The organism is Paenibacillus sp. Mc5Re-14 (assembly GCF_001049835.1).
Classification (GTDB): domain Bacteria; phylum Bacillota; class Bacilli; order Paenibacillales; family Paenibacillaceae; genus Paenibacillus; species Paenibacillus polymyxa_C.
In genome coordinates this window covers 4,148,995-4,175,289 of the sequence record NZ_CVPD01000001.1, presented here as the reverse complement: position 1 = coordinate 4,175,289, position 26,295 = coordinate 4,148,995, and the positions used below count along the sequence as shown (strand labels likewise).

At 38.9% G+C, this 26,295-nt stretch carries 20 protein-coding genes and 3 pseudogenes; 11 read left to right on the top strand and 12 right to left on the bottom strand.

Going from position 1 to position 26,295, the window contains the following annotated elements:
• Positions 1–2: 2 nt before the first annotated feature.
• From BN1546_RS19050 to BN1546_RS19025, 6 genes are all read right to left on the bottom strand, one after another.
• Entirely contained in the window at positions 3–1,397 is a 1,395-nt protein-coding gene (locus BN1546_RS19050; protein WP_090738586.1) for a TldD/PmbA family protein, read from the bottom strand.
• A gap of 400 nt (positions 1,398–1,797) precedes the next feature.
• Positions 1,798–2,103 carry a hypothetical protein gene (locus BN1546_RS19045; RefSeq protein ID WP_063213714.1) on the bottom strand — a complete coding sequence of 102 codons (306 nt, stop codon included), beginning with the start codon at positions 2,101–2,103 and terminating at the stop codon, positions 1,798–1,800.
• 812 nt (positions 2,104–2,915) lie between these two features.
• On the bottom strand, positions 2,916–5,750 hold the full coding sequence (locus BN1546_RS19040; RefSeq protein WP_090738585.1) for an AAA family ATPase: 2,835 nt from the start codon (positions 5,748–5,750) through the stop codon (positions 2,916–2,918).
• Positions 5,751–5,764: 14 nt separating this feature from the next.
• A complete protein-coding gene (locus tag BN1546_RS19035; RefSeq protein ID WP_090738584.1) occupies positions 5,765–6,286 on the bottom strand; it encodes an ABC-three component system middle component 1 in 522 nt (173 codons plus the stop codon).
• Position 6,287: 1 nt separating this feature from the next.
• Positions 6,288–7,796, bottom strand: coding sequence for a hypothetical protein (locus BN1546_RS19030; protein ID WP_090738583.1), 1,509 nt, complete (start codon positions 7,794–7,796; stop codon positions 6,288–6,290).
• A 125-nt stretch (positions 7,797–7,921) separates the two neighbouring features.
• Positions 7,922–8,608: a restriction endonuclease gene (locus tag BN1546_RS19025; RefSeq protein WP_090738582.1), complete on the bottom strand. Its 687-nt coding sequence runs from the start codon at positions 8,606–8,608 to the stop codon at positions 7,922–7,924.
• 486 nt (positions 8,609–9,094) lie between these two features.
• Between BN1546_RS19025 and BN1546_RS19020 the strand changes: the two genes are divergently transcribed.
• From BN1546_RS19020 to BN1546_RS27390, 6 genes are all read left to right on the top strand, one after another.
• Positions 9,095–9,820, top strand: a complete 726-nt coding sequence (locus BN1546_RS19020) for a hypothetical protein (RefSeq protein ID WP_090738581.1) — start codon at positions 9,095–9,097, stop codon at positions 9,818–9,820.
• Between the two features lie 948 nt (positions 9,821–10,768).
• Positions 10,769–10,990 (top strand): hypothetical protein, encoded by a 222-nt coding sequence (locus BN1546_RS27395; protein WP_158451761.1) that lies wholly within the window; start codon positions 10,769–10,771, stop codon positions 10,988–10,990.
• A 183-nt stretch (positions 10,991–11,173) separates the two neighbouring features.
• Entirely contained in the window at positions 11,174–11,974 is an 801-nt protein-coding gene (locus BN1546_RS19010; RefSeq protein WP_090738580.1) for a hypothetical protein, read from the top strand.
• A gap of 417 nt (positions 11,975–12,391) precedes the next feature.
• Positions 12,392–15,478 carry a polymorphic toxin type 15 domain-containing protein gene (locus BN1546_RS19005; RefSeq protein WP_255305436.1) on the top strand — a complete coding sequence of 1,029 codons (3,087 nt, stop codon included), beginning with the start codon at positions 12,392–12,394 and terminating at the stop codon, positions 15,476–15,478.
• A 15-nt stretch (positions 15,479–15,493) separates the two neighbouring features.
• Positions 15,494–16,042: a T6SS immunity protein Tdi1 domain-containing protein gene (locus tag BN1546_RS18995; protein WP_090738579.1), complete on the top strand. Its 549-nt coding sequence runs from the start codon at positions 15,494–15,496 to the stop codon at positions 16,040–16,042.
• A 198-nt stretch (positions 16,043–16,240) separates the two neighbouring features.
• Positions 16,241–16,528, top strand: coding sequence for a hypothetical protein (locus BN1546_RS27390; protein ID WP_176702346.1), 288 nt, complete (start codon positions 16,241–16,243; stop codon positions 16,526–16,528).
• A 27-nt stretch (positions 16,529–16,555) separates the two neighbouring features.
• Here the strand turns inward: BN1546_RS27390 and BN1546_RS18985 are convergent, their stop codons facing one another.
• Together BN1546_RS18985 and BN1546_RS27940 are read right to left on the bottom strand one after the other, a co-directional pair.
• A complete protein-coding gene (locus tag BN1546_RS18985) occupies positions 16,556–17,227 on the bottom strand; it encodes a recombinase zinc beta ribbon domain-containing protein (RefSeq protein ID WP_238437881.1) in 672 nt (223 codons plus the stop codon).
• A 33-nt stretch (positions 17,228–17,260) separates the two neighbouring features.
• Positions 17,261–17,353: pseudogene (locus BN1546_RS27940) on the bottom strand (recombinase family protein); the annotation flags it as partial.
• 383 nt (positions 17,354–17,736) lie between these two features.
• On the opposite strand from BN1546_RS27940, the gene BN1546_RS27385 reads away from it, so the two are divergent.
• Positions 17,737–17,904, top strand: a complete 168-nt coding sequence (locus BN1546_RS27385; RefSeq protein WP_176702311.1) for a hypothetical protein — start codon at positions 17,737–17,739, stop codon at positions 17,902–17,904.
• Positions 17,905–17,993: 89 nt separating this feature from the next.
• Here BN1546_RS27385 and BN1546_RS18975 read toward each other — a convergent pair whose 3' ends face one another.
• Entirely contained in the window at positions 17,994–20,234 is a 2,241-nt protein-coding gene (locus BN1546_RS18975; protein WP_090738578.1) for a right-handed parallel beta-helix repeat-containing protein, read from the bottom strand.
• A 200-nt stretch (positions 20,235–20,434) separates the two neighbouring features.
• Between BN1546_RS18975 and BN1546_RS18970 the strand changes: the two are divergent.
• Positions 20,435–20,686 (top strand): annotated as a pseudogene (locus tag BN1546_RS18970) (phenolic acid decarboxylase); the annotation flags it as partial.
• A gap of 171 nt (positions 20,687–20,857) precedes the next feature.
• Here the strand turns inward: BN1546_RS18970 and BN1546_RS27380 are convergent.
• The 3 genes from BN1546_RS27380 to BN1546_RS27090 all read right to left on the bottom strand — a co-directional run bounded on the left by BN1546_RS27380 (position 20,858) and on the right by BN1546_RS27090 (position 21,948).
• Positions 20,858–21,025: a hypothetical protein gene (locus BN1546_RS27380; RefSeq protein ID WP_176702345.1), complete on the bottom strand. Its 168-nt coding sequence runs from the start codon at positions 21,023–21,025 to the stop codon at positions 20,858–20,860.
• Between the two features lies 1 nt (position 21,026).
• A complete protein-coding gene (locus tag BN1546_RS27935) occupies positions 21,027–21,344 on the bottom strand; it encodes a hypothetical protein (protein WP_090738577.1) in 318 nt (105 codons plus the stop codon).
• Between the two features lie 403 nt (positions 21,345–21,747).
• Positions 21,748–21,948 (bottom strand): GNAT family N-acetyltransferase, encoded by a 201-nt coding sequence (locus BN1546_RS27090; RefSeq protein ID WP_141651589.1) that lies wholly within the window; start codon positions 21,946–21,948, stop codon positions 21,748–21,750.
• Between the two features lie 704 nt (positions 21,949–22,652).
• On the opposite strand from BN1546_RS27090, the pseudogene BN1546_RS18955 reads away from it, so the two are divergent.
• The 3 genes and pseudogenes from BN1546_RS18955 to BN1546_RS18945 form a co-directional block, all read left to right on the top strand.
• Positions 22,653–24,693, top strand: a pseudogene (locus BN1546_RS18955) (contractile injection system protein, VgrG/Pvc8 family); the annotation flags it as partial.
• Entirely contained in the window at positions 24,682–25,731 is a 1,050-nt protein-coding gene (locus BN1546_RS28525) for a DNA/RNA non-specific endonuclease (protein ID WP_369690603.1), read from the top strand. The pseudogene BN1546_RS18955 and the gene BN1546_RS28525, both read left to right, overlap by 12 nt.
• Positions 25,724–26,206, top strand: a complete 483-nt coding sequence (locus BN1546_RS18945) for an antitoxin YezG family protein (RefSeq protein WP_090738575.1) — start codon at positions 25,724–25,726, stop codon at positions 26,204–26,206. The genes BN1546_RS28525 and BN1546_RS18945 overlap by 8 nt, the downstream gene beginning before the upstream one ends.
• The last annotated feature ends 89 nt before the right edge of the window (positions 26,207–26,295 follow it).

The window sequence follows — 26,295 nt, the reverse complement described above, 5'->3', positions numbered from 1 at the left end:
GCCTATTCCCCCTTCCGTCCACCGACGGTCATTTCGGACACACGAATCGTCGGCTGTCCGCAGTTGACCGGAAGACTTCCACTGACCGAGCCGCACATCCCCTGACCATGATCCAGATTGTTGCCGACCATATCAATATTTTGCAGGGTTTCAATCCCTTTGCCGATCAGCGTTGCGCCTTTGACCGGCTCAGCAATTTTGCCGTTGCGAATCATGTATGCCTCTTCAACTGCAAAATTAAACTCGCTCGTCGAGGTGTTCACCGAACCACCGCCCAGCGATTTGGCATAGATCCCGTACTCCGTATTCGCAATGATCTCTTCACGGGTAGACTCGCCATTCGCAATAAACGTATTGTTCATACGGGACGCAGGCGCAAATTTATAGGACTGTCTTCGTCCTGACCCTGTCGCAGGTACACCCATCTGGCGCGAGCCCATGCGGTCGATCAGATATCCTTTTAAAATGCCGTTCTCGATCAATACGTTGCGCTGTGTTGGCGCCCCTTCATCATCGATATTGAGCGAGCCCCATGCATTCGGAATCGCTCCATCATCTATAGCTGTGACGAGCGGTGAAGCCACCTGCTGTCCGATCTTATTGGCAAACACGGAAGTTCCATGCGCCACCGCCGTAGATTCCAGCCCGTGTCCACACGCCTCGTGAAAAAGGACGCCGCCGAAGCCATTCTCTATCACGACAGGCAGTCTGCCGCTAGGCGCATATCCCGCTTTCACCATCGTGGACGCAATCCGGGCGGCGTGTCTGGCATTTTCTTCGATATTCAGATTTTCCAGAAATTCAGTTCCTGCATACGCTCCCGGCCCACGGAATCCGGATTGTCTATGCTCCCCATCCGTCGCAATCGCGCTTATTCTCATGCGTGTATACGTACGGGTATCCTCCACCAGCAGCCCGTTGCTATTGGCGATTAAGACGTTCTGGATCGAGTTGCTAATCCCAACAGAGGTTTGCGTGATGGAAGGATCGTATTGGATTGCCGCCTCATGCGCCCGTCTCATCATGTCGATCTTGGATCGTTTCTGTGAACCGTCAGGAATGATCGCAATCGGATGTTGGTTAGGGATCGCATGAGGATGAAGTGTAATCGTGTGTGCACCTGGCGCTCCACCTCCGCGAATAGCCTTGGCGGCCGATTTGGCCAGTCTGATCAGGCTCTGTTCGCTCATATCGCTGGTGTAGGCATACACCGAAAAATGCTCCTTCATGATCCGAATGCCAATCCCAAAATCTCGGCCCGACAGCGCCGTATCCACGACGCCCCCGGTCATGCCCAGTTGTCCATTGGTACGGTCCTCGACGAACACCTCTGCAAAATCCCCTCCCGTCTCCAGCGCGGCTTGCAGCATATCCTGAATCTGTGTTGGATGTATCATCACGTTCCTCCTCGTTTTTGCCATGTTTCTTATTGTACGTCTAAGCGATCAAGAACATATGCGGGTTCATGTTTATTTCCCATAACTTTACTATACATGATGTTGGGAGTGGGTGTAACTATCTGGGTGGCAAGTGGTTTGGAAGGGAGTGAAAATTTCATGTGTGGGATGGAGGGATTGAAATGAGAAAACCCGATCAGACCGTGAAGGTCATATCGGGTTATTGAGAAAATTGATTACTGGGTGGATTGAGCAAGTAAGTGCAACTAAGGACGCTACGTGGACGGATCATTCTTCCGATCGCTGTTGCCCCAGATTTTTTGATAATATTTTAACGGTAAAAATCTGGGGTCAAAGGCGAACACTCCGCTTCTTCAGAACGATTCCGTCCCCTCCGCTGCTATGCTTGGGTTTGCTTCATTTTGTTTGCCAAAATACTTTTTTTCAAACGAACTTTAAACAGTTCTCTTCGTAAATCCAGTTCCATGATATGAAGATGGTCTGCTGCTTCTTTGACGGTTTCCATGTGCAGTACACTTGCCTTTTGAGAAATAATAGCTAGCGCATCCCAAATGAGCTTTGTGCATGTTTTAAGTCTCTCTATGTGTTCGTCTTCTTGCTGTACCAAGTTCTCGTATTCTTCAGCTGTATTTTCAGATGAATTTGTATGTTCCACGCTCTTTAGTATCTTAGGTTGGATATCCAAGTTATCATCTCCTTTTTATTCAAAGTGTAGCAAAGGATGATGCTGGATGTGGTACGTGGATACGTAGCACTTGGAAGAATCAAATATTATTCTAGCTTCACACCACAATTATGTTTATCCCATCCGTTGAAAGTTTTATATTCATTTTATATCAGGAATAGACTTTGTATGAACATTTCTTAAAATCTATAATTTGGGTAACCACACTGACTTATGTAAGTTTTTTGATGTATTCATGTTGCTTCATCTTTTCATCGAAAATCAATTCTGTTGCTTAAAATAATTCAGCACACTTCTCCACGTTCCATATATTCGACGATCGCATCCTTTTCATAGTCTGGGATAACGACGATACGTGGAGATACGGTACTGGTTGTACTGCTGAAACGACTCATACCAGAGGCTGCTTCCCATTTATATTTTAGCCACCTGTTTAGTAGTTTGTGTGATATGATTGTGAACATTCCGTCTTTATGGTTATTTGTTTCTGTAAGTTAATCAGAACAAATATTCCCATTACATTAATAGCGAATATGCGTTTCGCATTTCAAGTTTAGTCTATATTAATAGATTTTATTTGAAATAAATAAAAAAATCACCATAATGCTTTCGAATTCTAATTAGCACTCCCCCTCCTAAGTGTGCTATATCAATGCAAAGAGTATGACGAAAAGACCCAGCATTTGTTGCTGAGCCTTTCCATATGCTCATTTTTATTTTGGTAAAACTTTAATCACTACTAGAGCTTTTTCTTATAGAGATAATGCCTCAAATTGCTATTAAATATATATTAATTAATTTTTCATATAAATTTATTTATTTTTTTCGACTATAGGTCCTTCTGGACCATACCCTTCTATACGATACTGTACCACATTTTTATTTCTCATTTTAATAGCTAATAACTCAGCAAAACTATCATCATGAGTAGAAATAATTAAACGTTTATTATTGGATTCGGAATCTAGAATTGCCCTAAGAACGTCTATGAATGCAAGCACATTTACATCATCCATACTTTGAATTGGATCATCAAGAAACAATTGATCCAAAGAACTATATTTCTGAGTGAGACCAATACCGAGAAAAGTGCTTAGCGCCAATATGTTTAACTGTGCTTGGCTAAAAATTTGATCCAAATATAAATCTCCTTGAATTTCTTCACTTGTAAAATGGGTACCATTTGTATTAACAATTACTTTTAAATCTTTATATTGCGTATGTGGATTAATAGCACCGTAAACCCACGATATTACTGGATGTCCATGTAGCTGATCACCAAGAATATGATTTTGCTTTGCTACAAGCTCTGCATATTTTGTTTTTACCTCTGTTTTATTTCTAACAATATATTTTATTTTTTCTTCTACTTCATTTATCTCAGAATCCAATTGCTCGTATCGCGAGAAAAATGCATCGTACTCCCCTGGCACTTTAAGTTTTAAAAACTCTTCTAAGTGATTAATTAGCAACTCTAGCATCAAAAAAGTCCGTATATTTGATAATTGATTTTTATATAATTGATCTTTATTGTTTGGATAGTAGTCAGCTACTTCTTTTTCACTTCTTATTTTAAGCATTTTACTTGATATCTCTTGTAAACTAGGCACATATTCGAAACCTATTTTTTTAAAGTTTTCTTCAAACCATCTTTTTTTGTTTAACGCTACTTGATTTAAGTTTTCTAAACTTATATCCTCTAATTCAATACTTTCCCCAAATAATACTCGGGATGAAACTTTCATCTGTTCCCACATCTCTGAGATTTCCTTTTCTCTTTGTATCAAATAATTTTCAGAAGTGCGAAGTTCTTTATGTTGATGTTCTAACTTATTTTTAACCTCATCATAACAAAGAATAAATTGCTCCCGAAGAGACTTCATCCAACTTTGTAATGGTTCAATAACTTCTTTGTTTATAAAATCAACAATTTTGGCTAATTCAGTGTTTATATATTTTTCCTTATTTATTAATTCATCGAGTTTTTCATCACCATTTGATACGGTTTTATCAATTATGGTTATTAGTTTAGAAGATATACTAATTTCGGGATCTAATTGAAATTCTTTAGTATAGCGCATTGACGTAAAATCTTCATTCAAGCAAACAGGACATGATGTAACAGAATTGGAGTGATCATGGATATAAGCTTTTACCTGATTTAAGACTTGTTGATATTGACTATTCAATAAAGATAGACTATCTTTGTGTTCGATAATTTGTCCCATTTCTTTAACTAAATGTTGACGTTCATGACTAAGTTCAAGATAACGTTTTTGCCAACCCTTTAATTGAGTCTCATCCTTTAAAGGAATTGATGCTTTATGTTGTCCTATTATTCCATCAAACTCTTCCTTAAAAATTTGAAAACGTTGAAAATCTTCATAAATTACGCTCCATAGCTCGGAAGAAATAGTTTTGTTAATATTGTCTATATAGCTTAAAAATGATTCAAATAACTGTTTGGATTCAACTGTTTTTGATAGTCGATTGACAATCTCCTGTTTAGTAAGGTCAATATGCGATCTTTGTTTTTTTATATCTTCGTTTATTAATTGGATATCTCTAATATTTAGACTTTCAAGAGATTGAGTATGCTCTCCTTTTCGTACCCATTCTTCTGCTTCTTGTAGAGACTCTAAAGCATTAATGTGATTTTTTATCACTTGCAATTCAGTATGTCTCTTTTGAAACTTATTCCTTTCTGCATTAGTATTTTCATACAATTGTGCTGCACCTCGTAGCAACCTGGAATAATCTTTTGATTGAAATTCAAGTTCATGTATAATCAAATCTAACGGGATATTTGATAGACGCGACTTTCGCTTTATAAATGGTACAAGTTTCTCATATAGCAAATGAAATTGTGACTTGTAACTTTCAAAACTAGAGTAACCAATATTCCGCAAAAACTCATTAATCTGACGCTGCTTTGAGATTAATTCAGTTTTTTTACCTTCATAGCTACTTCTTCTTTTTCCTAAAACATTACCTCCATTCAAGTAAAAACGTAATTGAGCTATATGATTAGATAGCTCCTCTTGTCGAAGATAACGCATAAACAAAGACTTTCGTTCTTCAGGTGAAGTTTTTCGTACAAAATCAGTGATCCCCTCTTGGGCCAAAACGTGTGCCTGTATAAAACTACTACGATCATTTGAGCGAGGTACCAAATACTCTAAGAGCTCTTGATTATCGATCCTTCTAATAACCTTATCTTTCTCAATGAATTCAAGTTCAGAAGTATAATTAGATCTATCACTAATCGCTAAAACTCGGCTGTTGCTCTTCCTAATGACTTTAGTTCCATTATTAAATAAAAGCTCAACAACCACCTCACGATCTGTTATAGAACTTCTTCTTTGATTTGAAATACTCGGAGAAAATTTGAAATAGTGACTTCTATTTAAATCGTTTGCTGAATAAGCTCCGCCAAAATTAGCTTTATAAAGTTTCTCTAAACGTGCTACAGTGTCAGTTAAACACCATTCTATAGCTTCAAAAAACGAGGTTTTTCCATGGCCGTTAAAGCCATGAAACAATACAAGGGGGTTATCTAATTCGTCAAACACAAAAAAATGATCAGATCGGTTGAGATTTTCCCCATAACCTCGAAAATTTTTGATTTTCACCTCACTAAGATACACAAATGTACACCACCTTAATTATCCATTGTGATTTCTTTAACCCGTGTAAGTAGCTCTTCGATTTCTCTTGCTTGATATTCAAATTCTTCATTAACATAAGTCCCTAACAATTCATTTAGAGCCCTTTCTGGAAGTACCAATTGATCAAATTTTTTTTTAAGCTCCTCTTCGTTCTCATATTCAATGATAATTTTTCGCGCTACAAAGCGATTTCGTTGAAGTTTTGCCACTTCAATTTCGTTAAATTTTTCTTCATCCAGCTCAATTTGATGCAAACCAATTACATACATGTCCCATAAAAACTTTGATAGATATATATCCGCTACTTCAATAGTGTTTTCTATATTTTCTATTTTTTTTCGTAATTTTTCTCTTAGACTCGGAAGTGTATAAACTAACTCCTGTACCTCTTCTAGGGAAGATATCTTTGTGATAACTAGTACCTTATCTTTATTTAAGTTACAAACGAATGAGTTTCTCAGCTCTTCAAATATGTGAATATCTTTGAGTAGTAATAATTTTGCTAAATGCTCCAATCTATTCTCCCTCCTCTAACTCTTTGAGAAACGAGCATGCATCACAATATGATAATTTCATACATTTAAAACATTTATATCTAAAAGATTTATACATCTCCTGATGCTGTTTATTGTCCTTAACTCTTCTAATATCAATTATAGTATTATTGATATCTTCAAGTTCTAATTGACAAACATCACTATCTGTATCGAATACTATTGTTTCTCCACCCGTAGCTTTTGATATTTCCAGATTTTCTTGTGTATGATCAATAAAATAATTAATAATTAATTTAGCATTGGATCGAGCGGAACTCGCTGCTGGAAGAGCACGTAGTGAAAGGTGAAGACTATCACCAATTTTTAAGTTGTTAATACTATCAATATCAATAATACTTGCTACTTGGCCACCACGTTTAGTTTTTATCATCAATTCAGAGATGAACTGGAACAATTTAATTACTTCAAGAGGATACGGTCTATTAGACATAATGAAACGTTTTAATATTGTTTTAGCACCAAATTGATTAATTTCAGAATGAAGTTGCTCTTTTAAGCTAATTAGAACCACCATAATGTCATCAATAAATTCGGCATATCCATGTTCTCTTAATATATATTCATAATCAGCAAGTTCTTGCTCAATTTCTTTGATCAATTCTAAATTTTCTTCGTTATCCAGATGTGTTAAGGTTAGCGCTTGATAATTAGTTATAATTTTCTTACAATCAGATATTTTTATAGTTCTCATGTTAGAATCTATTGTCGAATCAAAGAAAGCTTCTAATAAAAGAAGCATTATTTTACTACGTTCTTCAACAGTCAGGCTTTTATTGTATTCAGCTAATTCACGATCTATTACTCGTTTCAAGGAATCAATGGATTCAAATTTAGATACTTTGTTGGGAGGAAAGATAAATTCAATTTGCTTAATAAAACTTTCTAATACCGAGTCATCAACATTCATACTTGGAATTATGTATTTAGTGTATTCAGTAGAATTAGGATGATGATCCAAATATTTAATAAGTGCTTGTTTGTAATGTTTTTTTTCTTTTGAATTTGTAGTGGTATCATAATAGGTTTTAAAGTTCTTATATTCGCCTTCTTTAATAGGACTTTGTCCTACTGACTCGTAAACAAAACATTCTTTTATATACTTTATTTTCTCTGATATCTCAGTTGGTTTAACCCAATTAGTAAAAAATTGCAAATCTTTAATATTCACTGGAACATTACATTTAAATCGATACTTCACATTGGCCGATGAATCCTTGAACGAATTAAAAAAATTATATATGCTATGAGTAATAGCCTCTTTATACCTCGTAAAGGTATTATCATTGTAAAATTTTGCTTCCATACGAATATCTTGCTCATCAAAAATCCTTACGTCAGCCCCATATTCAACAGCCACGTAACTTTCTTCTGATTTTGACCTGTTCAATAATAAAATCAATTCTTTACATGCTAAAAGGACTTGGTAGTAAAAACCAGCTATTGAATGTTTCACGTCAGTAGATCTCATACAGTTCATCTTCCCTTTCTTCCACTATAAAGTTACCAGAAACTGCTCATTATTAAGAAAACATAAATACCATTTAGCCAATGAAGAACAATAATTTTAAAAGACTGAATAAAACTTGCATGACATCATTTTTTTTGCTTTTGACTTTTCCATCTCCCAAGCCTATTAGCAAGCGCCACACCATTAATCAACTTAATGTTCAAACTATCTGCCGCCTCCTTAGCAGCCTTTGTAAAATTACTCGTCGTTACTATCCAAGCATCGTAACAACCATGTACCTGCTTACCAGCCTTGAGCCGGAGTACTATATCATTCCCAACATCACGTTTCCAGCGTTTACACTGAACGGCGATTTTATATCCTTCTTTGCCTTTGAGAATCAAATCGACTTCATGATCACCTGACCCGCCAACTCGCAGTACTGAGTAGCCTTGATCCGTATAATAAAGCTCCATTAATCGTTCAAAATCTGTTCCTGATAGTGTATCTACATCAGCTTGGAGAATCTGTGCATCGGTTAGTTTTTTACTCGTTGTTCTCGCATTTGCCTTGCGCGCCCCATTGTTTGTGTTAGCTACGCTATTCCTACCACTTTTTTCACTGATGCTCTTACCCTTCTTTTTCTGTCGTCGCTTTCGTGTCCACATTGTTCCAAAAATTTCTCCAATAATCACAGAGCCAAGTAGGATACCAAAAAGGTATCCCCAGTGTAGACCAGGTATTTTAAAATAAATAGTAAGTCCAACTATAATAAATAGCCCTCTTAATACATAAGCAACTTGCCTTCCTTCAGCATAATACGTCCTTGCCACTCGCCCTCACCTCATCGAAATATCTCAACCAATACAGAAAGACTATATACCCAAGACTATAGGTATACTCATGCCCAATACTCTACTAATTTCTGCATAAATCTTCTTTATTTCTTACACTATAGCATATTCATGGGGATATATGGAACAAAAAAAGCCCTCGAATGATTCCAAGGACCTAATTTAGAATATTGCTTATATAATACATTCATTTGGGTAATTACACAAAATATATAAAAATTAGATAGCAAATTACCCTAAACAAAGAATCAGAAATTGGTTGTTTTCGTTATTTCTTCGGTTGTCTATATATCCAACACATTCAAAAGCCATGATAAATATTGGCAATCAGACGTAGTATACCCACAAATATGTAGCAGAGTTTTGTAATATAGATATGAAAACCTAATTATCTCCAATAAATAATATTTAGCATTTTTTATTTACAAACCGATAATGTATATAAAAAAATAAAGGAGATTTTTTATGAAAACCAGATTAGATTCCCACTTCTTGTTTAGAAAGATTATTTATAATACTTGTTTCGAAGAACTTTCACTAGGAAAGGTTTTAATGGATAAAAAATCAATACTACTCAAAAATTTTGCCACTGGAGCGATAATATTCGCAGTTATTTTTGAAATTTTATTTTTTGTCATTTACTCAACCGATTTGAAATCTTATTCATTTTGGCTTTTAATAGGCGCTTTATTTTCTTTGATCACATACATTATTTCCATGACTAGTTCTGTTACAGCTTCAGGTAACTACATTAAGACGGAGTACCCTTATTATATAAAACATATGGAGTACAAAAAACTAAGCTATGAAATTTCGGTTCTAAAAGCAATAAGAATTAACAAGCTCTCTAATCTAATTTATAAAAAAAAATTGAATAAAAACATATTAGATACTTATATAAGTTATTTCGATGAAAAAAGCGAATCTATCAAATCTAAGAACTGGTTACCTATATCTTTTTTTACAGTTTTTAGTTTACCTATTTGGAATGCATTTGTTAATAAGATTATCCAAAGTATTATTAAACAAAAAGATTGGGTACTCACCATTATATTTTTTGTAGCTCTACTAATATTCGTAGTTCTGATTTTTGCATTAAGAACAATATTAACATCTATTCTTTTTAAAAAAGCTGAGAAATATCGTCAACTGAATGAGTTACTAAAGATAATTAAGGAATCTATAGATTAAATTGTATTCCTCAATACACTATCCATAGTTGTGTAAAAAGGTATTCCTGAAAAAGGAATCCCATTGCTTTGAAAAGAACTACTCTACTTCAGATCCAGTCAAAACATGTTAGCTCCTCCAAAGTAGAAACGTATAGCATCGTAAACTGTATAGAATAAAATGGCCTCCTTCTAACAAATCGTCAACACAAAATAAACGTACTATGGGAGGAAGAAACACTCATGTCCTAGAATATGGGTTAACAACTATGGGGAGACTCAACTAATGCTATTGAGTTGGAAAAAGAGGAAAGGGCCCCCTATGATGCAATACTTGTTTTAGGGAGAAAATAAAACATAATAGATTGACATCATAGTACAATGACAGCCAACAAAACAAAAAGAGGGATTCCCCCTTTTCTATTTACACCGATACATCTCTAATAATCTTCCGCACTAACAAACAGCACTGTCGATTACACATGCCTCATGTATGTAAATAAAATATATTCCCGCACTCAACTCTAAAGCAATTTTTTGAATGCAGGAACATATTCAAGTTGCTCTTAAACCCTCGTTCATCACTGCTTCCTATCTCGACATATCACTACCACGCACTCCACGTGTGTCGAGACGATGGAAAGAATATACTTATGATCAGAAATAGCATGTCTATCGAAAAGAATAGAATCATTGATTAATCGGGGCTGTTCTCTAAACATAGTCTATGACTACAATCCGAGGCAATCAGATAACGTGAGTCTCTGACAAGCGAGCATAAATCCATTGGTTGCCCTTCTGTAGCGGACTCATCATGTTCACCAGCAAAGATGAATACCAACTTCTACAAGAAAGGTTATTTTCATTTACACATAGTTCTTGACGCTACCGTCTAAACTTATTGAGAAGGAAATTCCTAATCAAAACAATTATAATTTCTGGTAGAAACACAATAAATATATATAGGGGTATGATGAATGGTAAAGATGCAATGAAAACTTCTGCTCCCTGCCCTCCCTCAATCAAAAACAACCAAATTGGTACTGATAAAATCCATAACAATGCATTGGAAATCATTAGATGTCGAACATTTTTCCAAAGAAAACAAAACAAAATTGCAATGACTGCTGGTATACCCCATGAAACTATCTTATCACCATTACTTAATATGATGAATGCCGAAATGGGATAGAGTATTACGCTTAATATCTGAACCACTCTATTATTATAAAAATTCAATTTTTCATCTCCCTCATCTTATTCAAACAAACAAATCTTCTTTTAGGATAATCATACCTTATTATTCTATTTACTTCCAGTACATTCTGTGTATAATAAGTATTGCAATTAAATTTATGGAAAATGGAGGTGCATTATGAAAAAAATCAAAGTTTTTTTACCTGCTCTACTAATGCTTCTCTTCTTTACCTCTTTTTTTGGTATAACGTCTGTAAGTGCTTCCGAGGTTAATCCTTCTGTAAGTGCTTCTGAGGTTAATCCTTCTATAAGTGCTCCTGAGGTTAATCCTTCTGTAAGTGCTCCAGAAGTTGATCCTTCTATAAGTGCTCCTGAGGTTAATCCTTCTGTAAGTGCTCCAGAAGTTGATCCTTCTATAAGTGCTCCAGAGGCCACGTATGACTTTTCTCCATCAGCGTTAGAGCCAGATTCAACCTACCCAGGAACCAATATCAGAGTTAAGGTAGGAGATGTACTTTATTCATCAAAAGCATTAGGCGGAAGCGCAATGATTGTTGGACATGTTGGTATCATTGGACCTGATTATATGGTTTATCATGTAAATGCAGTTAATGATAATCAAGGAGAAGGCGGAAAAAGGGATACCATTTCTTATTACCAAACGAGGCATAAGGCTGGTGAATCAATCGCTGTCTATAGAGCGACTCATGGCCGTAACGCAGCTTATTGGGCACAAAACAATTACTCTTCGGTAACAAGTTACCATATACCTATTTATTCTTGGGATAACTTTCAACTTAAAACTATAAACCCTAATTACTGCTCTAAATTTATTTGGCAAGCATTCTATTATGGAAACTATGACACAGACTATATTATCGGTTACTATACTCCAAATAAAGAGGCTTTTGTAACTCCAGGTCAAGTCATTAACAGCAATGATCTTACATATGTTGGCTCATTCGGAAGTCGTAGCTAAAACATAAATATGCATTTTTAAAAGGAAAAAACGTATTTAGTCGAGTAAACTAAATACGTTTTTTTGTTTACACAGATATCCGATCAGTTGAGTAATGAAAGTATTGATAATAACCGCCACTGTACACAACTTAACCCCCTCGCATTTCTCCTACTTCCAAAAATACACATAGTAAATACACCAATCAATGGGTCATTATGTAAACTAAATCTCTCTTTTAACCGATAAATACATATGCTGGACTGTTATTTAAATATCACATCTCGTAACTTTATACCCAACAAACTCAGTGATACATATAGGTCTTGACTCAAAGTTGTATTCATCCATTTCTTCTATTAGTCAGACTCGAATTAAAAATACTGCACTTTACTTTTGTAATCAGCCATCAAATCTAGAAAGGAGTCATGAACTCACTTGAGCATATTATCAGATTGGATCGGGTATGAAAGCCTACGCTTTTATGGCCCTTTTCAGCCGCAACACATCGATCAACTTCAAATAACACGTACCATTAATGATCATACTTTTTTACATATCAGTGGTATGCTCTCCGAAGAACAGGGAGCCGCATGCATCGGACAAAATATGGAGCAAGAGCCGATTGTGATTCGTCAGTTGGATGATCAAGGACAATCGCTAAGAAGACTGTTCCACGGGATCGTTACGCAAATGTCTGTGAATTGCACACGTGGAGTATATACCTTTGAACTGGAGGCCGCTTCCCATTCGTATCAGATGGATATTAAGCGTAAAAGCCGCTCCTATCAAGATATTCACCGCACTTATGATGATCTGGTCACTGCGCTGGTTCGAAAGTATCAATATGGAGATGCCATTGATACGGTAAGCAACTATGCCAAACTGGAGACATTTGTTTTACAATATGAGGAGACCGATTGGGCGCTCTTAAAACGTCTTGCTTCTCGCTTTGGTTCCGTACTCGTGCCAGAGGTAACCGCGGCCTCGCCCAAGGTTTTCTTCGGAATGCCTGAAGGCAAACAGCATAAGGTGGAGCGAGATGTATTTTATCGAGTACGTAAAACGTTTCATGAACTGGATGCCGAAAAATTTGGAGAACAACGTGCTGGCTCGTATATCACCTATATGATTGAAAGTCTGCAATACTATGCGCTCGGCGACCTCATTACGTTACCCATCGGACAAGGAAAAGAACTGGTCGTGGTTCGCGCAGTGACACAGTTAGCGGATGGCTTACTGCGCACCCGTTATGATCTCCAAGCGGAACAAGATATCCGCTATGCGCGGTATGAAAACGATCAGGCTACTGGAATTTCGCTGATAGGAACGGTACTGAAGGTACAGCAGGATTTCGTCCAGCTTCAACTCGACATTGATCCCAAGCAAGACCCGGCTAAAGCCTGCTGGTTCCCTGTAGCCACCCGTTATGTTGCCGAAGAACATAGCGGCTGGTACGATATGCCTGAGATCGGGGAACAGGTGGAATTGTATCTGCCAACACACCGCGAACAGGATGCCTATGTAACGGATTCACTGCGACAACAACGCCACACCAATGGACAGCCGAATGTGAAGGTATGGCAACATATCCAAGGTAGCGGCGTAGAAATGTCTGAGCATAAGCTGACTCTATCCACCTCCGGTGAATTTTCCATTACACTGCATGAAAGTAACGGCATTACGATCGACAGTCCGGGGAATGTGCAGATTCAGGGTGGTCACGTGAAGGTCGATGCAGGCGAGGAACTTTCACTCGAAGCTGGAACGGCACTGTATCTAAAAGGCGGAGCCAGCAGTATGGTCCTGGATGGTGAAACGGATACCAAAGCTCCTGTGATATATCAGGAAGGTACGGTGAAAGCTCCTGTTTTCGTAGCTGACCTCCCTCCTGTTCCAGAACCTCCATTGATGAGCATCAAAGCATATCAGGCGGCGCAAGCTCCAACAGCAGCTAAGGATTCATCTAGCAGCCAAGCCTCTACCCCTAAAGCAAAAGTCACCAGTCCAGCAAAGCTTCAACAAGCGAATGCATTGATGGGTACGGTGTCCAAGCTATTAGGCTCCATTCCGGTAATGGGGAAAGTGGCTGGCGTTGTTGTGGGAGCGCTAAGTGGACCTGCGGCGGGTGTGATTCTGAAAGCAAGCGCAATGATCCCCGTTCGGAGCAAAGGAACCCCTACGATTGGAGGCAGTAAGGGGAACGGCATTCATCCGTTGAAATACTTGGCTGGTTTAACAATGCAGGGACTGGTCAGTCAATACGAGTATGAGCGAGCTCAGGAAGCCTATTATAACAAGTGGATTTTGGGGAAAGTGTATACAAGTGCTCGTCATGTGGCTCATTCCGGTGGAACATTGGAGCTGGTTCAAAACTTGCTGAAAGAGTCTAAGATGATGGTTCATGCGTATCAGCAGGTTCCTAAAAGTGTTCGTGAAAAATGGATTAGGGATTATATGAAGCAACAACCTCCTCCTAAGCCGCTTTCCCCAGAAGAAGAAAAATTACAGAGAGCAAGAAAGTATGCGCAAAGTATTCGTGACTGGGAAGCTAATCGTCCCGAACCCCCTAAAAAAAGCTTTGGCGAGGAAACCACACTCTTTTTCCAGGGCATGGAGGAAACAGTTCAAGCGAACGTTGAAGGGTTAAAACAGTTAAAAGATGCTCTTATCGAGCATCCTGTGGATACTATAAGTACTATAGTGTCAGGCCAATATGAAGAGGCAAAGGGAAATTTGGTATTTGCTAAAAATTATGTTTTGGATCAGGAAAATGCCAGAGAAGAGTATCTCAAAGGTTTAAAAGAAGACGATAAACGGATGTTAGAGAAGGGCCAAAGTTACATGGAGGGTGAGACATTAGCTGGGATGCTAATTAGCTCTCTTCTGGGTAAGGGAAAAATAAAAGGTGGAAAAGGGAAACATCATAATTCCAAAGATGCTCCAGAACCAAAACCCTTGAAGCCAACGAATGAGCCGAAATCGAGTCAAACTAAAACTGAGGGGACGGGTAAAGCTAATCTAAAAAAAATTCCCCGAATCTCTGAAGTTGAAGTCAATTTCAAAAGGAATCCAAAACATGATAAAGTAGAATTTGAAAGACAGCTAAAAGCTCAAGAGGAAGGACTTAATTCCTTAACCGTTGATGAGTTTATCAAAAATAGAGATAGATATTTAAAAGAAGGACGAGCACCCGAAGGTGATACTGCGCAAAAAGCTGCGAGAGAAAAAGCATACTTGGATAAGGTTACTGAGTTAAGAAAAGAAGGAGTGGATAAAGAAGAAGCAAAAAAACAAGCTAGTAAATGGCTAGATGGTCAAGCGGCATTACATAATCCTGATCAAATTGCTGGAGGTATACCAGAACATGTCAGTGGAGTGGGGGATAGAAGGATTAACTCTTCTCTTGGCTCCCAATGGAAAAAAAGGGCGGGTAAAATAGATGAACATGTAAGATCAGCTGCTGAATCTATGACCGAGGCAGAAAGAAAGTCAACTCATTTAAATATTAAACTAACAAATTAACAGAGGGAGATCAGGATGGATATTGGAATTTTTAATGATTTTGAGCTACATGAAAAGGCTTCTGAAAAACTGATTAATAAATTTGAAGGTAAAGTACCTGAGCAATTAATAGAAGTTTGGAAGCAGTATGGCTTTGGTAGTATCCTAAATGGATATCTAAAAATAGTAAACCCAGATGAATTTCATTCTTTGCTAAAAGAGGTGTATGTAAGAAGCAAAGAGGCTCTGGTTTTATTTACTACTTCCATGGGAGATCTACTTATTTGGGAAGATAATAAATATTTACTTTTACTTAATTTTAGAAGAGGAAAGATGCAAGGCATATCATCTGGGTTTGAATTTTTTTTCTCTGACCTAGAGGATGATTCATCCCTACAAAACGATCTAGATTGGCTACCATATCCTGATGCCATTGAAAAATACGGAAAACCAGCATTTGATGAATGCTTTGGTTATGTTCCACTTCTAGGATTAGGCGGTTCCGAAAAGGTAGAAAATCTAGAAAAAGTCAAACTAATTGAGCACATATATTTGATTACCCAATTCACGGGTCTTGTTGAGTAAGAAAATTGCTTTCAAAATTATTATACTCCTAAAGGCTCATTCCAACTTGATTTATAAGGTGGATAAGTTTTTTATCTCTTCAAGATTAGTAACTAAGTAACATAGCAAGCCACTTACTGCATTAAAACAATGACTTGCCATCCCTCCCCATCAGAGTTAACATACACACACTTCAACAACGGGAGGGAAAATGTATTTATGTCAAATTGGCCAGAATGGTTTCTCGAAGCATTACGCCAACGATTTTATCAACTAGAACTCGCTGGCGAACAAAACGCTTCATGCTCATCTGAGGACAAAAATCTATTCACTCAAATGGATCAATTCAAAATCAACCAAACTGAAGATATTCAACATCTGCTATCCGAATGGGAAGAAAGCATAGGCTATCAGCTAAGTCAGGACAAGCAATCCATCTATATAGAAGGAGTTAAAGACGGGATTCGATTGATCCTTCCCGTCATACAACCCACAAATATTCGTTAGCCCATCAATTCATCTAACAATGTAATATTAATCCCCAATAATTTCATCTATGTTCATTCCACTTTTCAAGGTAAAAACAAAATGCGCTGGTGAGAGAACGGTTATCTTCTCCACCAACGCATTAAATAGGTTATCATCAAATTGTTCCAGTATATCTTGCCGTGAGCTCAAAAGTTGAATAATCTCATCGACTCGTTCCTTGGTTTTCTCCTTCTGATCCTCTTCCTCCTCTAATATCAGCATCTGTTGCCGTAGCTCGTTTAGCTCGCTGGAAAGTCTGTTCGTTTCTTCATCATATACAATCTCATCAATCTGATTCCGTAGCTTAAGATTCACTAATTCCTTCAAGTCGGATTTCAATTGTTGCATCTTTCCTTCAATGTCCAATAGTGTTTCTTGCTCTACTCTGCTGGAAAGTACCGATACAATATTTCCTTTCAGCGTTTTAATCAATCTTTCCTTGTTCTCATACATCCGGTTGAACAATCGTACAAACGCGGAATGTAAAACTTGCTCATCAACCGATTTGGCATCACATGCTGTTTTACCCTCATTGACATACGTTTTGCACTGCCATACCACTTTTTTGGATGGGTTATTGCTATTCCAGGTTCGGCGTTTAAAAATGGCTCCACAGCATCCACAATATACTTTACTGCTCAGTGCATATTTGCTGGAGTATCTTTTACTCTCCCCCATCACACTCCCTTTCAGCTGGGCTCTCCGTTTCTTCTCCTTTTGCACCGCTTCAAATATTTCTTTGGATACAATTGGTTCGTGGTTATCCTCTATAAAATATTGCTGCTCTTGTCCCTTATGTTCAATTGTTACAGTCGGTCAAGAGTCTGAAGTTTTATGATCAGTTCCTATTTCGGGTAGAGGTCCATTAACCTGCCATGGAGCGCCCGAACAAGCGACCTATAGAAAGGCATTTACATCTGTCGATTGACCTTCCTCCCTATGGTTTCGCTTGGGTGGGAAAAGATCTTTTTGATTCTCTGACGTTGTTAATGGACCAAATTACTGACCGTCTGGACGAACTTCAATTACATGTGCGGGAACTTACCAATCTTGAGCAAAGTTATGCTCGCTTCGGTTGGTCTAATAGATAAGCAGGAAAGTTAACGCTCAGCTACCTATGAAACAGGCATTCCGACAAGTATCCGGCTTGCTCTTCCTTTACCTAAAATCAAGGTCGGGACAGATTAATGTTCTTTGATACGAAGCTGGAAATTTTGGATAACGCCAATTTCACACCTGTTCTGCCGATGATGGCAGATGTACAACCTTATCGCAAAAGCTTTTCATTTGAAGATGGTTACATACTAGAGACAACATATCGAGCTTTCTGTCCACTGGAAGTATTTTCTACTTAAAGTGTCCCTCCTGATCCATCTGCCCCAAGGCAGTCTTGGTTTTTCTGACTTTCTGACAATCCTGTCAAACATAAAACCAGTAAAATAATTTATTGCTCAACTACCCCAAAATCATCCACATAAACATATCCTGTACCAGGATTCTTGTAAGCATACACCGTTGCCCTGGTAGCGCCTGCTCCGGTTGTAAAAGGAATGTTTACCATTGTCCAGGATGTACTGTCAGATGTTTCGGATGCATCCGTTCCTTCAAAGCCATTAACGCCAATCTGAATCCGCTCGCCTATGTCTGCCTTAACCCAGGCGGTACACATATAGCTGGTATTAGGACTTAGCCCCGTAAGTACCTGCTCGATACCATCTTCTCCGGGTCCCAATCTAACACTCTTAGAGCCGCTTCTTGGTACCGATACACTTGCAGCAGTATCTGAATATGTTGCTGCCCATGGTGAGATTATCCCTTTCTCGAAATCAGATTGCCTTACGTTATTAACATAAAGTAAGCTGACACTCTCAAAAACCGGGTCCGGAGGTGAAGAAAAATCATGCCCGGCAGTCCAGTCAGTTCCACCGAACTCATATGCTCCAATATCCGGTGCCGCACCAACATAATCATTCGTGATTCCAGATATTACAACCCCTGCATTAATAGCTGGAGAAGTAGACTGCAACCTGAAATCATATGCTGTGGGATTCACAAATAACGGATTGGTTTCTGAGGTAATATTATTTCCCTCTATATGAGTACCAGGCAGTGTAAAGGCTGTAGTAAAGATATTGTTGAAAATTCTGTCGCCGTACATATCTGACTGAAAATTACTTCCCCAATATCCTACATTTCCGTTACTGTAGGTGGTATTGTTATAAATCAGGTTAAAATTACTGGGTGTATTCAATCTTATCCCTGTATAGTTTCCCCATACAACATTATGATGCACAATATAGCCCTTGCTACCGTTATCCAGATAGATACCAGTGCCGGAATAATTCTTTGCCAGATTATCATGGATGTAATTATGATGAATTACCGTCCCTTGCCCATCCCAGGCAAATTCATAGAGTATTCCGCAGTCTTTTGTCAGCTTTCCTGCATTGTACAGATTATTATATTGTATCTGGCTGTTTTGGGTAGGCATAAATATCAGATAACGCCCAGCGTTATATACCGTATTATGACTGATTAGATGGTTTGCCCCCAATAGATAGATTGCCGGAATATCCGCTGCCGAATAATTTGCTTCATGAATAAGATTATTAATTACCTTATTTCCTGTTCCCTCTATACTCACCAGATTACCGGAACTGTAGGTCAAAGTACTGTCTCTAAGCTCATTATTGGTACCGGACATAAATATCCCTGTACTGTATTGTCTGGTAACATCCGAATCATGACTGACATATTCCGCAATCATATTAGAAACTTTACAGTAATTAGAATTAGACATTTTAATGCTGGAGGCAAAGATATTAATTCCGGTAATATTTATGTAAGAGTGGGAACTTAAATCAAATGCATAAGTCCGCTTCTTTGCTTCTACTGTCAAAGTATTCGGATCAACTCCACCAGGTGCCCATAAATAAAGTCTGCCAGTAATGCTGTCATAATACCATTCTCCCGCACTGTCAAGATCTTTAAGATTACCAGTAATATAATAGCTGTTACCGCCTGTCGCTGCAGTATCTATTTGATCAAAGGTAATGGAGCCGTCACTTGAGCTGGTAATGGTACTTTTATAAGATTTGTAGCCTGTTCCCGGAACACTCCAAACCGTTTTGCCAACCCAGTATCCAGGTGCCTGAGTTAAGTTTCCATCCTTGATGGTTGTAGTGGAACCGGAATCAACTGTTGCATATGTTGAATTTAAGGGATCAAGTGTTGATGAATTGGGCCATCTAGCTTCAAATTGCATTTGCTTATTAACAAATATCTGATTTTTTGTTCCAAGGGAACCCCTCATTTCCGCATAATAGATGGATCCGGAGTAATTTTTCCAGCCAGTAACCGGATCGGCACCGGATACCGTTACGTTCTCTCCTGTATAAGCCTCAAAGTTTATGGGTTTTGCAGAAGTTCCGGAAGTATGAAGTGTTACTGTTTCCCGGTATGTACCACCTCGTATGATGCAGGTATCTCCGGCTGTCATGGTATCTGCTGCCTTTTGTATGGTTTTCCATGGATTTGATAGTGTACCGGTTCCAGTGATGTCATTCCCCGTTGTAGAAACATAATATACGGAATTTGCCTTTACAGTTTCCACACCCAGATTAAAAGTAAATACATAAATCATCATAATTACAACTAAAAATCTAAAGCCTGTTCTCTTATTCATAGCTTACCTCCTGGAATGAATTCTATTTTTAGATACGGCTTCTACGCTTGGGCCTAAGTTCACTGCTAGGTATGTTCTAATATAGAAATTTGTGTATATATAAGCCCTTAATTATTTAATCGACTTATACCGACTTAAAGTTTATGATTCTTTCGGCGAAGCTTCTCCAATACTGAACCCATCCAGCCATTTCATTGACCATGCATGGTATTATTTTCTTTCCGAAATGGGTGCATGAGCATCCAGGGATTAAAGTACGCTATCAAAATGATTTCATCCCTGTAATGGAAGAATCGCGTGAAAAGTATGAGACTTATCCGAAGCATGTAGTTCCTGAATTCGCATATATTACTTTCATTGAAAATGCAGGTGTGAACAACAAGAAGTTGATTGCCCAGGCACCTTACGCGGGCATGACAGATGATATTCGTGCGGGTAAGTTGCAAGCATAGTCAAACAAGACGAATTGAACTGAAAAGCCTGAGCCTGTGTCCCATAACGTAAGACAAATTAAAACACCTACCAACCTGGTCATACCCTGTCTACTTGACAGGGGTATGACCAGGTTGGTAGGTGCCCAGCATCTTTTTAAATATTCTCTATAACCATCTAATCTCCATTGGCTATTCTTCTTTCTCTTTTTCATCATGAAGCATCTTCTCTAATACAACATATACAAACTGTGCTCCGTCCTTCATGCCCTGCCAGTACAAAGCTTCATTCTCCAATGCTTGCTTGTAATGATGCTTATCCTCCCATTCCGAGAATCCAGGTCTGTTCACAATATCCATCTCAGAAAGTCACTTCGATTCCTCTGGGCAAGGCATCAGGATCAATATTTACGCTAATTCCCAGTCGGTCAACAACCAGGTTCTGAATCGTACTTTTACCGCTTCCATTATTCCCCGCAAATACATACATCATTGGTATATGTTTATGCATGAGAACATCCGTATCCGCAACAGGAACAATGTCTCCATCGTTGTATTCTTTTACAATTTGGCCATCCGGCGTTTTATATACAATATATGTATCGTTCGCTTTCGCATCCAACTTGGCGCGATCTCCTGTAAGTTTAATCAATTTCTCCAGATCTTTAAATTTATCCAAGGGGTTCACCTTCCCTGCATCCGTATTTATTTAAAGTAATTGAACCACAGCAAGTTGATTGCACGTCACAGAAGGGAATAACCTTATTGCTTGAGGAATTCTTACAGGTAGCGTACAAAAAAAAAGAACGCCAAACTAAGGACGCTCTCTTGAATACTCACATTTTCAGTTAAATACATCGGATGTGTCCAACCCCTTTAAATCCAAAAAAATCGAAACATTTATTTTGTTGTGCCATACCTTATTTCTATAAACTTTTCCCCAGCTCGTAAAGGACATAGGAAGCTACAATTAAGCACCTCTATATATCGACTCGACATAGCTTTACTACGGCCTCAACGTGTGTCGAGAGGATGAAACGGATTTACTTGAAATTAACTCGTTCCATTTTAAAAATAATAGTTCAATTTCCTTCTATTTCTTTTTCAGCTAAGCTAGCATGCTCTCGATAAGTCCCTTCCAGCTTAAAATGGAATTTTTCTAATAATTTTATAGAAGCTTGATTACATGCTGCAACCGTTGCATAAATTTTGTTCAACTCTAAATCCTTACGTTCAAAAATGGTATCCGATCTCGGCACTTTTATTCCGAGAATTATAGTCAAAAAGCTGTATCTTTCCTATCCGCTTATTACCGTTACTTTTATCAACCAAGATATATATTAATTGCCCATTTGCAAGCCTTTTCAGTACATTCTCTTTATAATTGTTATATGGAGGAAGTTCGATTATGGGTCGGCAAGTATGTTGCTCTTTTTCGCTTTCAGTAAGACTCCAATCATATAAGTCTGGTAAGTAATCTTCAATATTCCCACTATTTAAAAGCACAAGTCCCCTTATCATTCTATCACTCCATTATTTTTAAATTTAGATTGTTTAGTTAGGTAGGGTATCATTTGGTTTTAAGTATCTGTTTTGGCAGCATGAAAAAGCATCGAAATAGCAAACCATGTGGCGTATTACCATATTCCTATATTAACTCATGTTACACTTCCCTCTCATCCTCCTACTTCCAAAAATAAACATAGTAAATCCCCCAACCAATGGGTCATTCTGTAAACTAAATCTCTCTTTTAACCGATATATACATATGCTGGACTGTTATTTAAATATCTCCTCTTGCCCTTTGTACCTTGAATGGAAGCTTACTTGAAACTCCTAAATCCGAATAACAAGGTTTCTATGCCAAACAAACTCAGTGATACATATGGGTCTTAACTCAAGTTGTACTCATCTGCGGCTTCTATAATCAGAAGCAAATTCAACTTAGAAAATACCCATCACATCTGGAAAGGAGTTATGAACTCACTTGAGCGTATTATCAGATGGGATTGGATATGAAAGCCTACGCTTTTATGGTCCCTTTCAGCCACTACACATTGAACAACTTCAAATAACAAGCGACATTAACGATCATGCCTATTTACATATCAGCGGCATGCTCTCCGAAGAACAGGGAGTAGCTTGTATTGGTCAAAATATGGATCAGGAGCCCATTGTGATTCGTCAGTTGGATGAGCAAGGACAATCGCTGAGAAGGCTGTTCCATGGGATTGTTACACGTATGTCCGTACACTGCGTGCGAGGCGTGTATACATTTGAACTGGAGGCCGCTTCCCATTCATACCAGATGGATATTAAACGTAAAAGACGCTCCTATCAAGATATTCACCGCACCTATGATGATCTGGTCACATCGATGGTTCGAAAATATCAGTACGGAGATGCCATTGATACGGTAAGCAACCATGCCAAATTGGACACGTTTGTTTTACAATATGAGGAGACGGATTGGGCGTTTTTAAAACGCCTCGCTTCTCGCTTCGGCTCCGTACTTGTGCCAGAGGTAACCGCAGCCTCGCCCAAGGTTTTCTTCGGTATGCCAGAAGGCAAGCAGCATAAGGTGGAACGGGATGTATTTTATCGAGTACGGAAAACGTTTCATGAGTTGGATGCGGAAAAGCCGGGAGAACGTGCTGGCTCGTATGTCACCTATATGATTGAAAGCCTGCAATACTATGCACTAGGCGACCTCATCACGTTACCTATCGGGCAAGGAAAAGAACTGGCCGTGGTTCGAGCCGTGACAACCCTGATAGATGGCTTACTGCGTACTCGCTATAATCTTCAGTCCGAACAGGATATCCGGTATGCTCGGTATGAAAACAATCAGGCCACCGGGGTTTCGCTGACAGGAACGGTGCTGAAGGTACAACAGGATTTCGTACAGCTTCAACTGGAAATTGATTCGAAGCAAGATCCTGCCAAAGCGTGCTGGTTTCCCGTAGCCGCCCGTTATGTTGCAGAAGAACATAGCGGCTGGTACGATATGCCTGAGATCGGGGAACAGGTGGAATTGTATCTGCCTACACATCACGAACAGGATGCCTATGTGACAGATTCATTACGACAACAACGCCACGCGAATGGACAACCCGATATGAAGGTGTGGCAACACGTGCAAGGAAGCGGCATAGAAATGTCTGAGCAAGAACTGGCCCTGTCCACCTCGGATGGATTTTCAATTACACTAAATGAAGATGGTGGCATTACCGTTAACAGTCCGGGGAATGTGCAAATTCAGGGTGGTCATGTGAAGCTCAATGCAGGTGAGGAACTATCACTGGAAGCTGGCACGGCGCTATACTTAAAAGGTGGAGCCAGCAGCATGGTATTGGATGGTGAGACAGATACCAAGGCTCCGGTGATTTATCAGGAAGGTACAGTGAAGGCTCCTGTTTTCGTGGCTGACCTCCCTCCTGTTCCAGAACCTCCATTGATGAGCATCAAAGCATATCAGGCGGCGCAAGCTCCATCAGCAGCTAAGACATCATCAAGCAGCCAAACCTCTCCTCCTAAAGCAAAAGTCACCAGTCCAGCCAGCAGAGCTTCAACAGGCGAATGCCATGATGGGTACGGTGTCCAAACTATTAGGCTCCATTCCAGTGATGGGAAAAGTGGCTGGTGTTGTAGCGGGTGCGCTAAGTGGACCTGCAGGTGGTGTGATTCTGAGAGCAACCGCAGCGATCCCTGTTCGGAGCAAAGGAACCCCTACCGTTGGAGGCAGTAAGGGGAACGGCATTCATCCGTTGAAACACTTGGCTGGTTTGGCCATGCAAGGGTTGATTAGTATACACGAGCATGAGAAAGCTAAACAAGCCTATTATAACAAGTGGATTCTTGGGAAAGTGTTTACGAGCGCACGTCATATAGCTCATTCCGGCGACACATTGGAACTAGTACAGAATCTGCTTAAAGAATCGAATGCCATGGTTCATGCGTATCAGCAGGTTCCGGAAGAAGTAAGAAAACGCTGGAGAGCCAATTACGACAGCCGCATGGCGCAGCAGCCTAAACCACAAGTCGTGGAACCTAAGCCTTGGTGGGAAAAGATGTTTGAACAAAGTGCTAAAAATGATATGATGGCTGCTCAAGCAAAAAGGGAAGCGGCACAGCTTCAAGGTGAATTGATATGGGATGCTGCTCAGGGAGCCAATGAAACCATCAAGGTGAATATGTCAATGGATTTATATAAGCAACGTGACTATCATCCTAAGCACCCGACAGCAGGTAAGGTAGGCGAAGTTGCAGGAAACGTGGTTAGCACTTTAGTAGGTGCTGGGGAAGTAATCGCTGGGGTGGGAGGAGAAGGCATTTCTGTAATTGCGACTTCTACGGGCGTATTAACTCCTGTAGGCGTACTGGCAGCAGCAGCATCCGCTGGTTTCATGGTTCATGGAGGTAAGGCGCTCTACAGTGGCGCGTCCAACACTGGAAAAAGCTCCGCTGAACTCTGGCAAATGATCAAAGATGAAGGCAAACATGGTTCCGCTCCTCCTAAGCCGAGCAAACCTAAGGAGAAACCGCCTAAAACTGAGAAGATTTCAGAAAATCCCACCAAAGTAAACTATGGAGATCATTACACTAAAAATGGTCGCAAAAAGGTTTTGAAACCAGATATTGAGTATACTAGTAAGGAAGGATACAATTATAAAACCGATGGTCAAGGACGTGTTTCAAATGTGGAAGGTGAACTCAAATTAGGAGACGGAAAAAGAAACGGATATGCTCAGAGGATTGCGGGTCGAGAAGATCGTTTGCCTGATGACGAAGGTGGCCATCTGATTGCAAGTATATTTAAGGGTTCAGGGAATCTTGATAATCTCGTGCCAATGAATGGTAATCTAAATAAAGGTGAATGGAAGAAACTCGAAAATTCTTGGGCTGACGCACTTAAACAAGGCGATGAAGTGAAGGTAAAAATAACACCAAATTACAAGGGGAATTCTCAACGTCCTGAAAGTTTTGATATTAAATATAAAATTGGTGAAGAAGATTGGGAATTTAGTAGATTCGATAATGTACCAGGAGGGAAATTGAATGAATGATGAACGATTAGGAATATTATATCAACAAATAGCAGAAGTCATAGTGGATGCGATTCCCGAGGAATGGTCTAAGGTCTACCTGTACGGCGAAATCGTGGACGGTGCCCAAACTGCATATTTTTACTTTTATCCTGAGGGTAGTGATACAGCTGTTTACAGCCATGACATTCCTGAAATTTTCACAGTAAGTGAAATTGAATATTCTGAAAAGTGGAATGAATTAGTGGATTTAATTCAGGTGCTCTGGAGAGAATTTAAAGATAACGACCAAGAGGCCTGGAGCAATCTAACTTTAGTATTAGAAAGTACAGGAAAATTCAAAATTGATTTTAATTATGACAATCTTTCGAACACAGACCCTCATGCAAGAAAAACGATTTGGAAATACAATTATCTTGGCATTATGCCTAAAAGTAACTCAGGAAAAAAGCATTTAGAAAAGTATCTTGAAACTGTAGAAAAAGAAAATAAATAAGCATAACTATGTTACTTTTAGAGAAAATAATATTGAGATAGTTTGGAGACCTTCTAATCCTAAATTAGGAGAGATTTATATAACTAATC

Bases quoted from the DNA above. Each gene is read 5' to 3' on its own strand.
- BN1546_RS18945 (WP_090738575.1), top strand. From the start codon at position 25,724: ATGAATGATGAACGATTAGGAATATTATATCAACAAATAGCAGAAGTC.
- BN1546_RS27390 (WP_176702346.1), top strand. From the start codon at position 16,241: ATGTCAAATTGGCCAGAATGGTTTCTCGAAGCATTACGCCAACGATTT.
- BN1546_RS19030 (WP_090738583.1), bottom strand. From the start codon at position 7,796: ATGAGATCTACTGACGTGAAACATTCAATAGCTGGTTTTTACTACCAA.
- BN1546_RS27380 (WP_176702345.1), bottom strand. From the start codon at position 21,025: ATGGATATTGTGAACAGACCTGGATTCTCGGAATGGGAGGATAAGCAT.
- BN1546_RS27395 (WP_158451761.1), top strand. From the start codon at position 10,769: ATGATGAATGGTAAAGATGCAATGAAAACTTCTGCTCCCTGCCCTCCC.
- BN1546_RS19020 (WP_090738581.1), top strand. From the start codon at position 9,095: ATGAAAACCAGATTAGATTCCCACTTCTTGTTTAGAAAGATTATTTAT.
- BN1546_RS19010 (WP_090738580.1), top strand. From the start codon at position 11,174: ATGAAAAAAATCAAAGTTTTTTTACCTGCTCTACTAATGCTTCTCTTC.
- BN1546_RS18985 (WP_238437881.1), bottom strand. From the start codon at position 17,227: ATGGGGGAGAGTAAAAGATACTCCAGCAAATATGCACTGAGCAGTAAA.
- BN1546_RS27385 (WP_176702311.1), top strand. From the start codon at position 17,737: ATGTTCTTTGATACGAAGCTGGAAATTTTGGATAACGCCAATTTCACA.
- BN1546_RS28525 (WP_369690603.1), top strand. From the start codon at position 24,682: ATGGCGCAGCAGCCTAAACCACAAGTCGTGGAACCTAAGCCTTGGTGG.
- BN1546_RS19050 (WP_090738586.1), bottom strand. From the start codon at position 1,397: ATGATACATCCAACACAGATTCAGGATATGCTGCAAGCCGCGCTGGAG.
- BN1546_RS18995 (WP_090738579.1), top strand. From the start codon at position 15,494: ATGGATATTGGAATTTTTAATGATTTTGAGCTACATGAAAAGGCTTCT.
- BN1546_RS18975 (WP_090738578.1), bottom strand. From the start codon at position 20,234: ATGAATAAGAGAACAGGCTTTAGATTTTTAGTTGTAATTATGATGATT.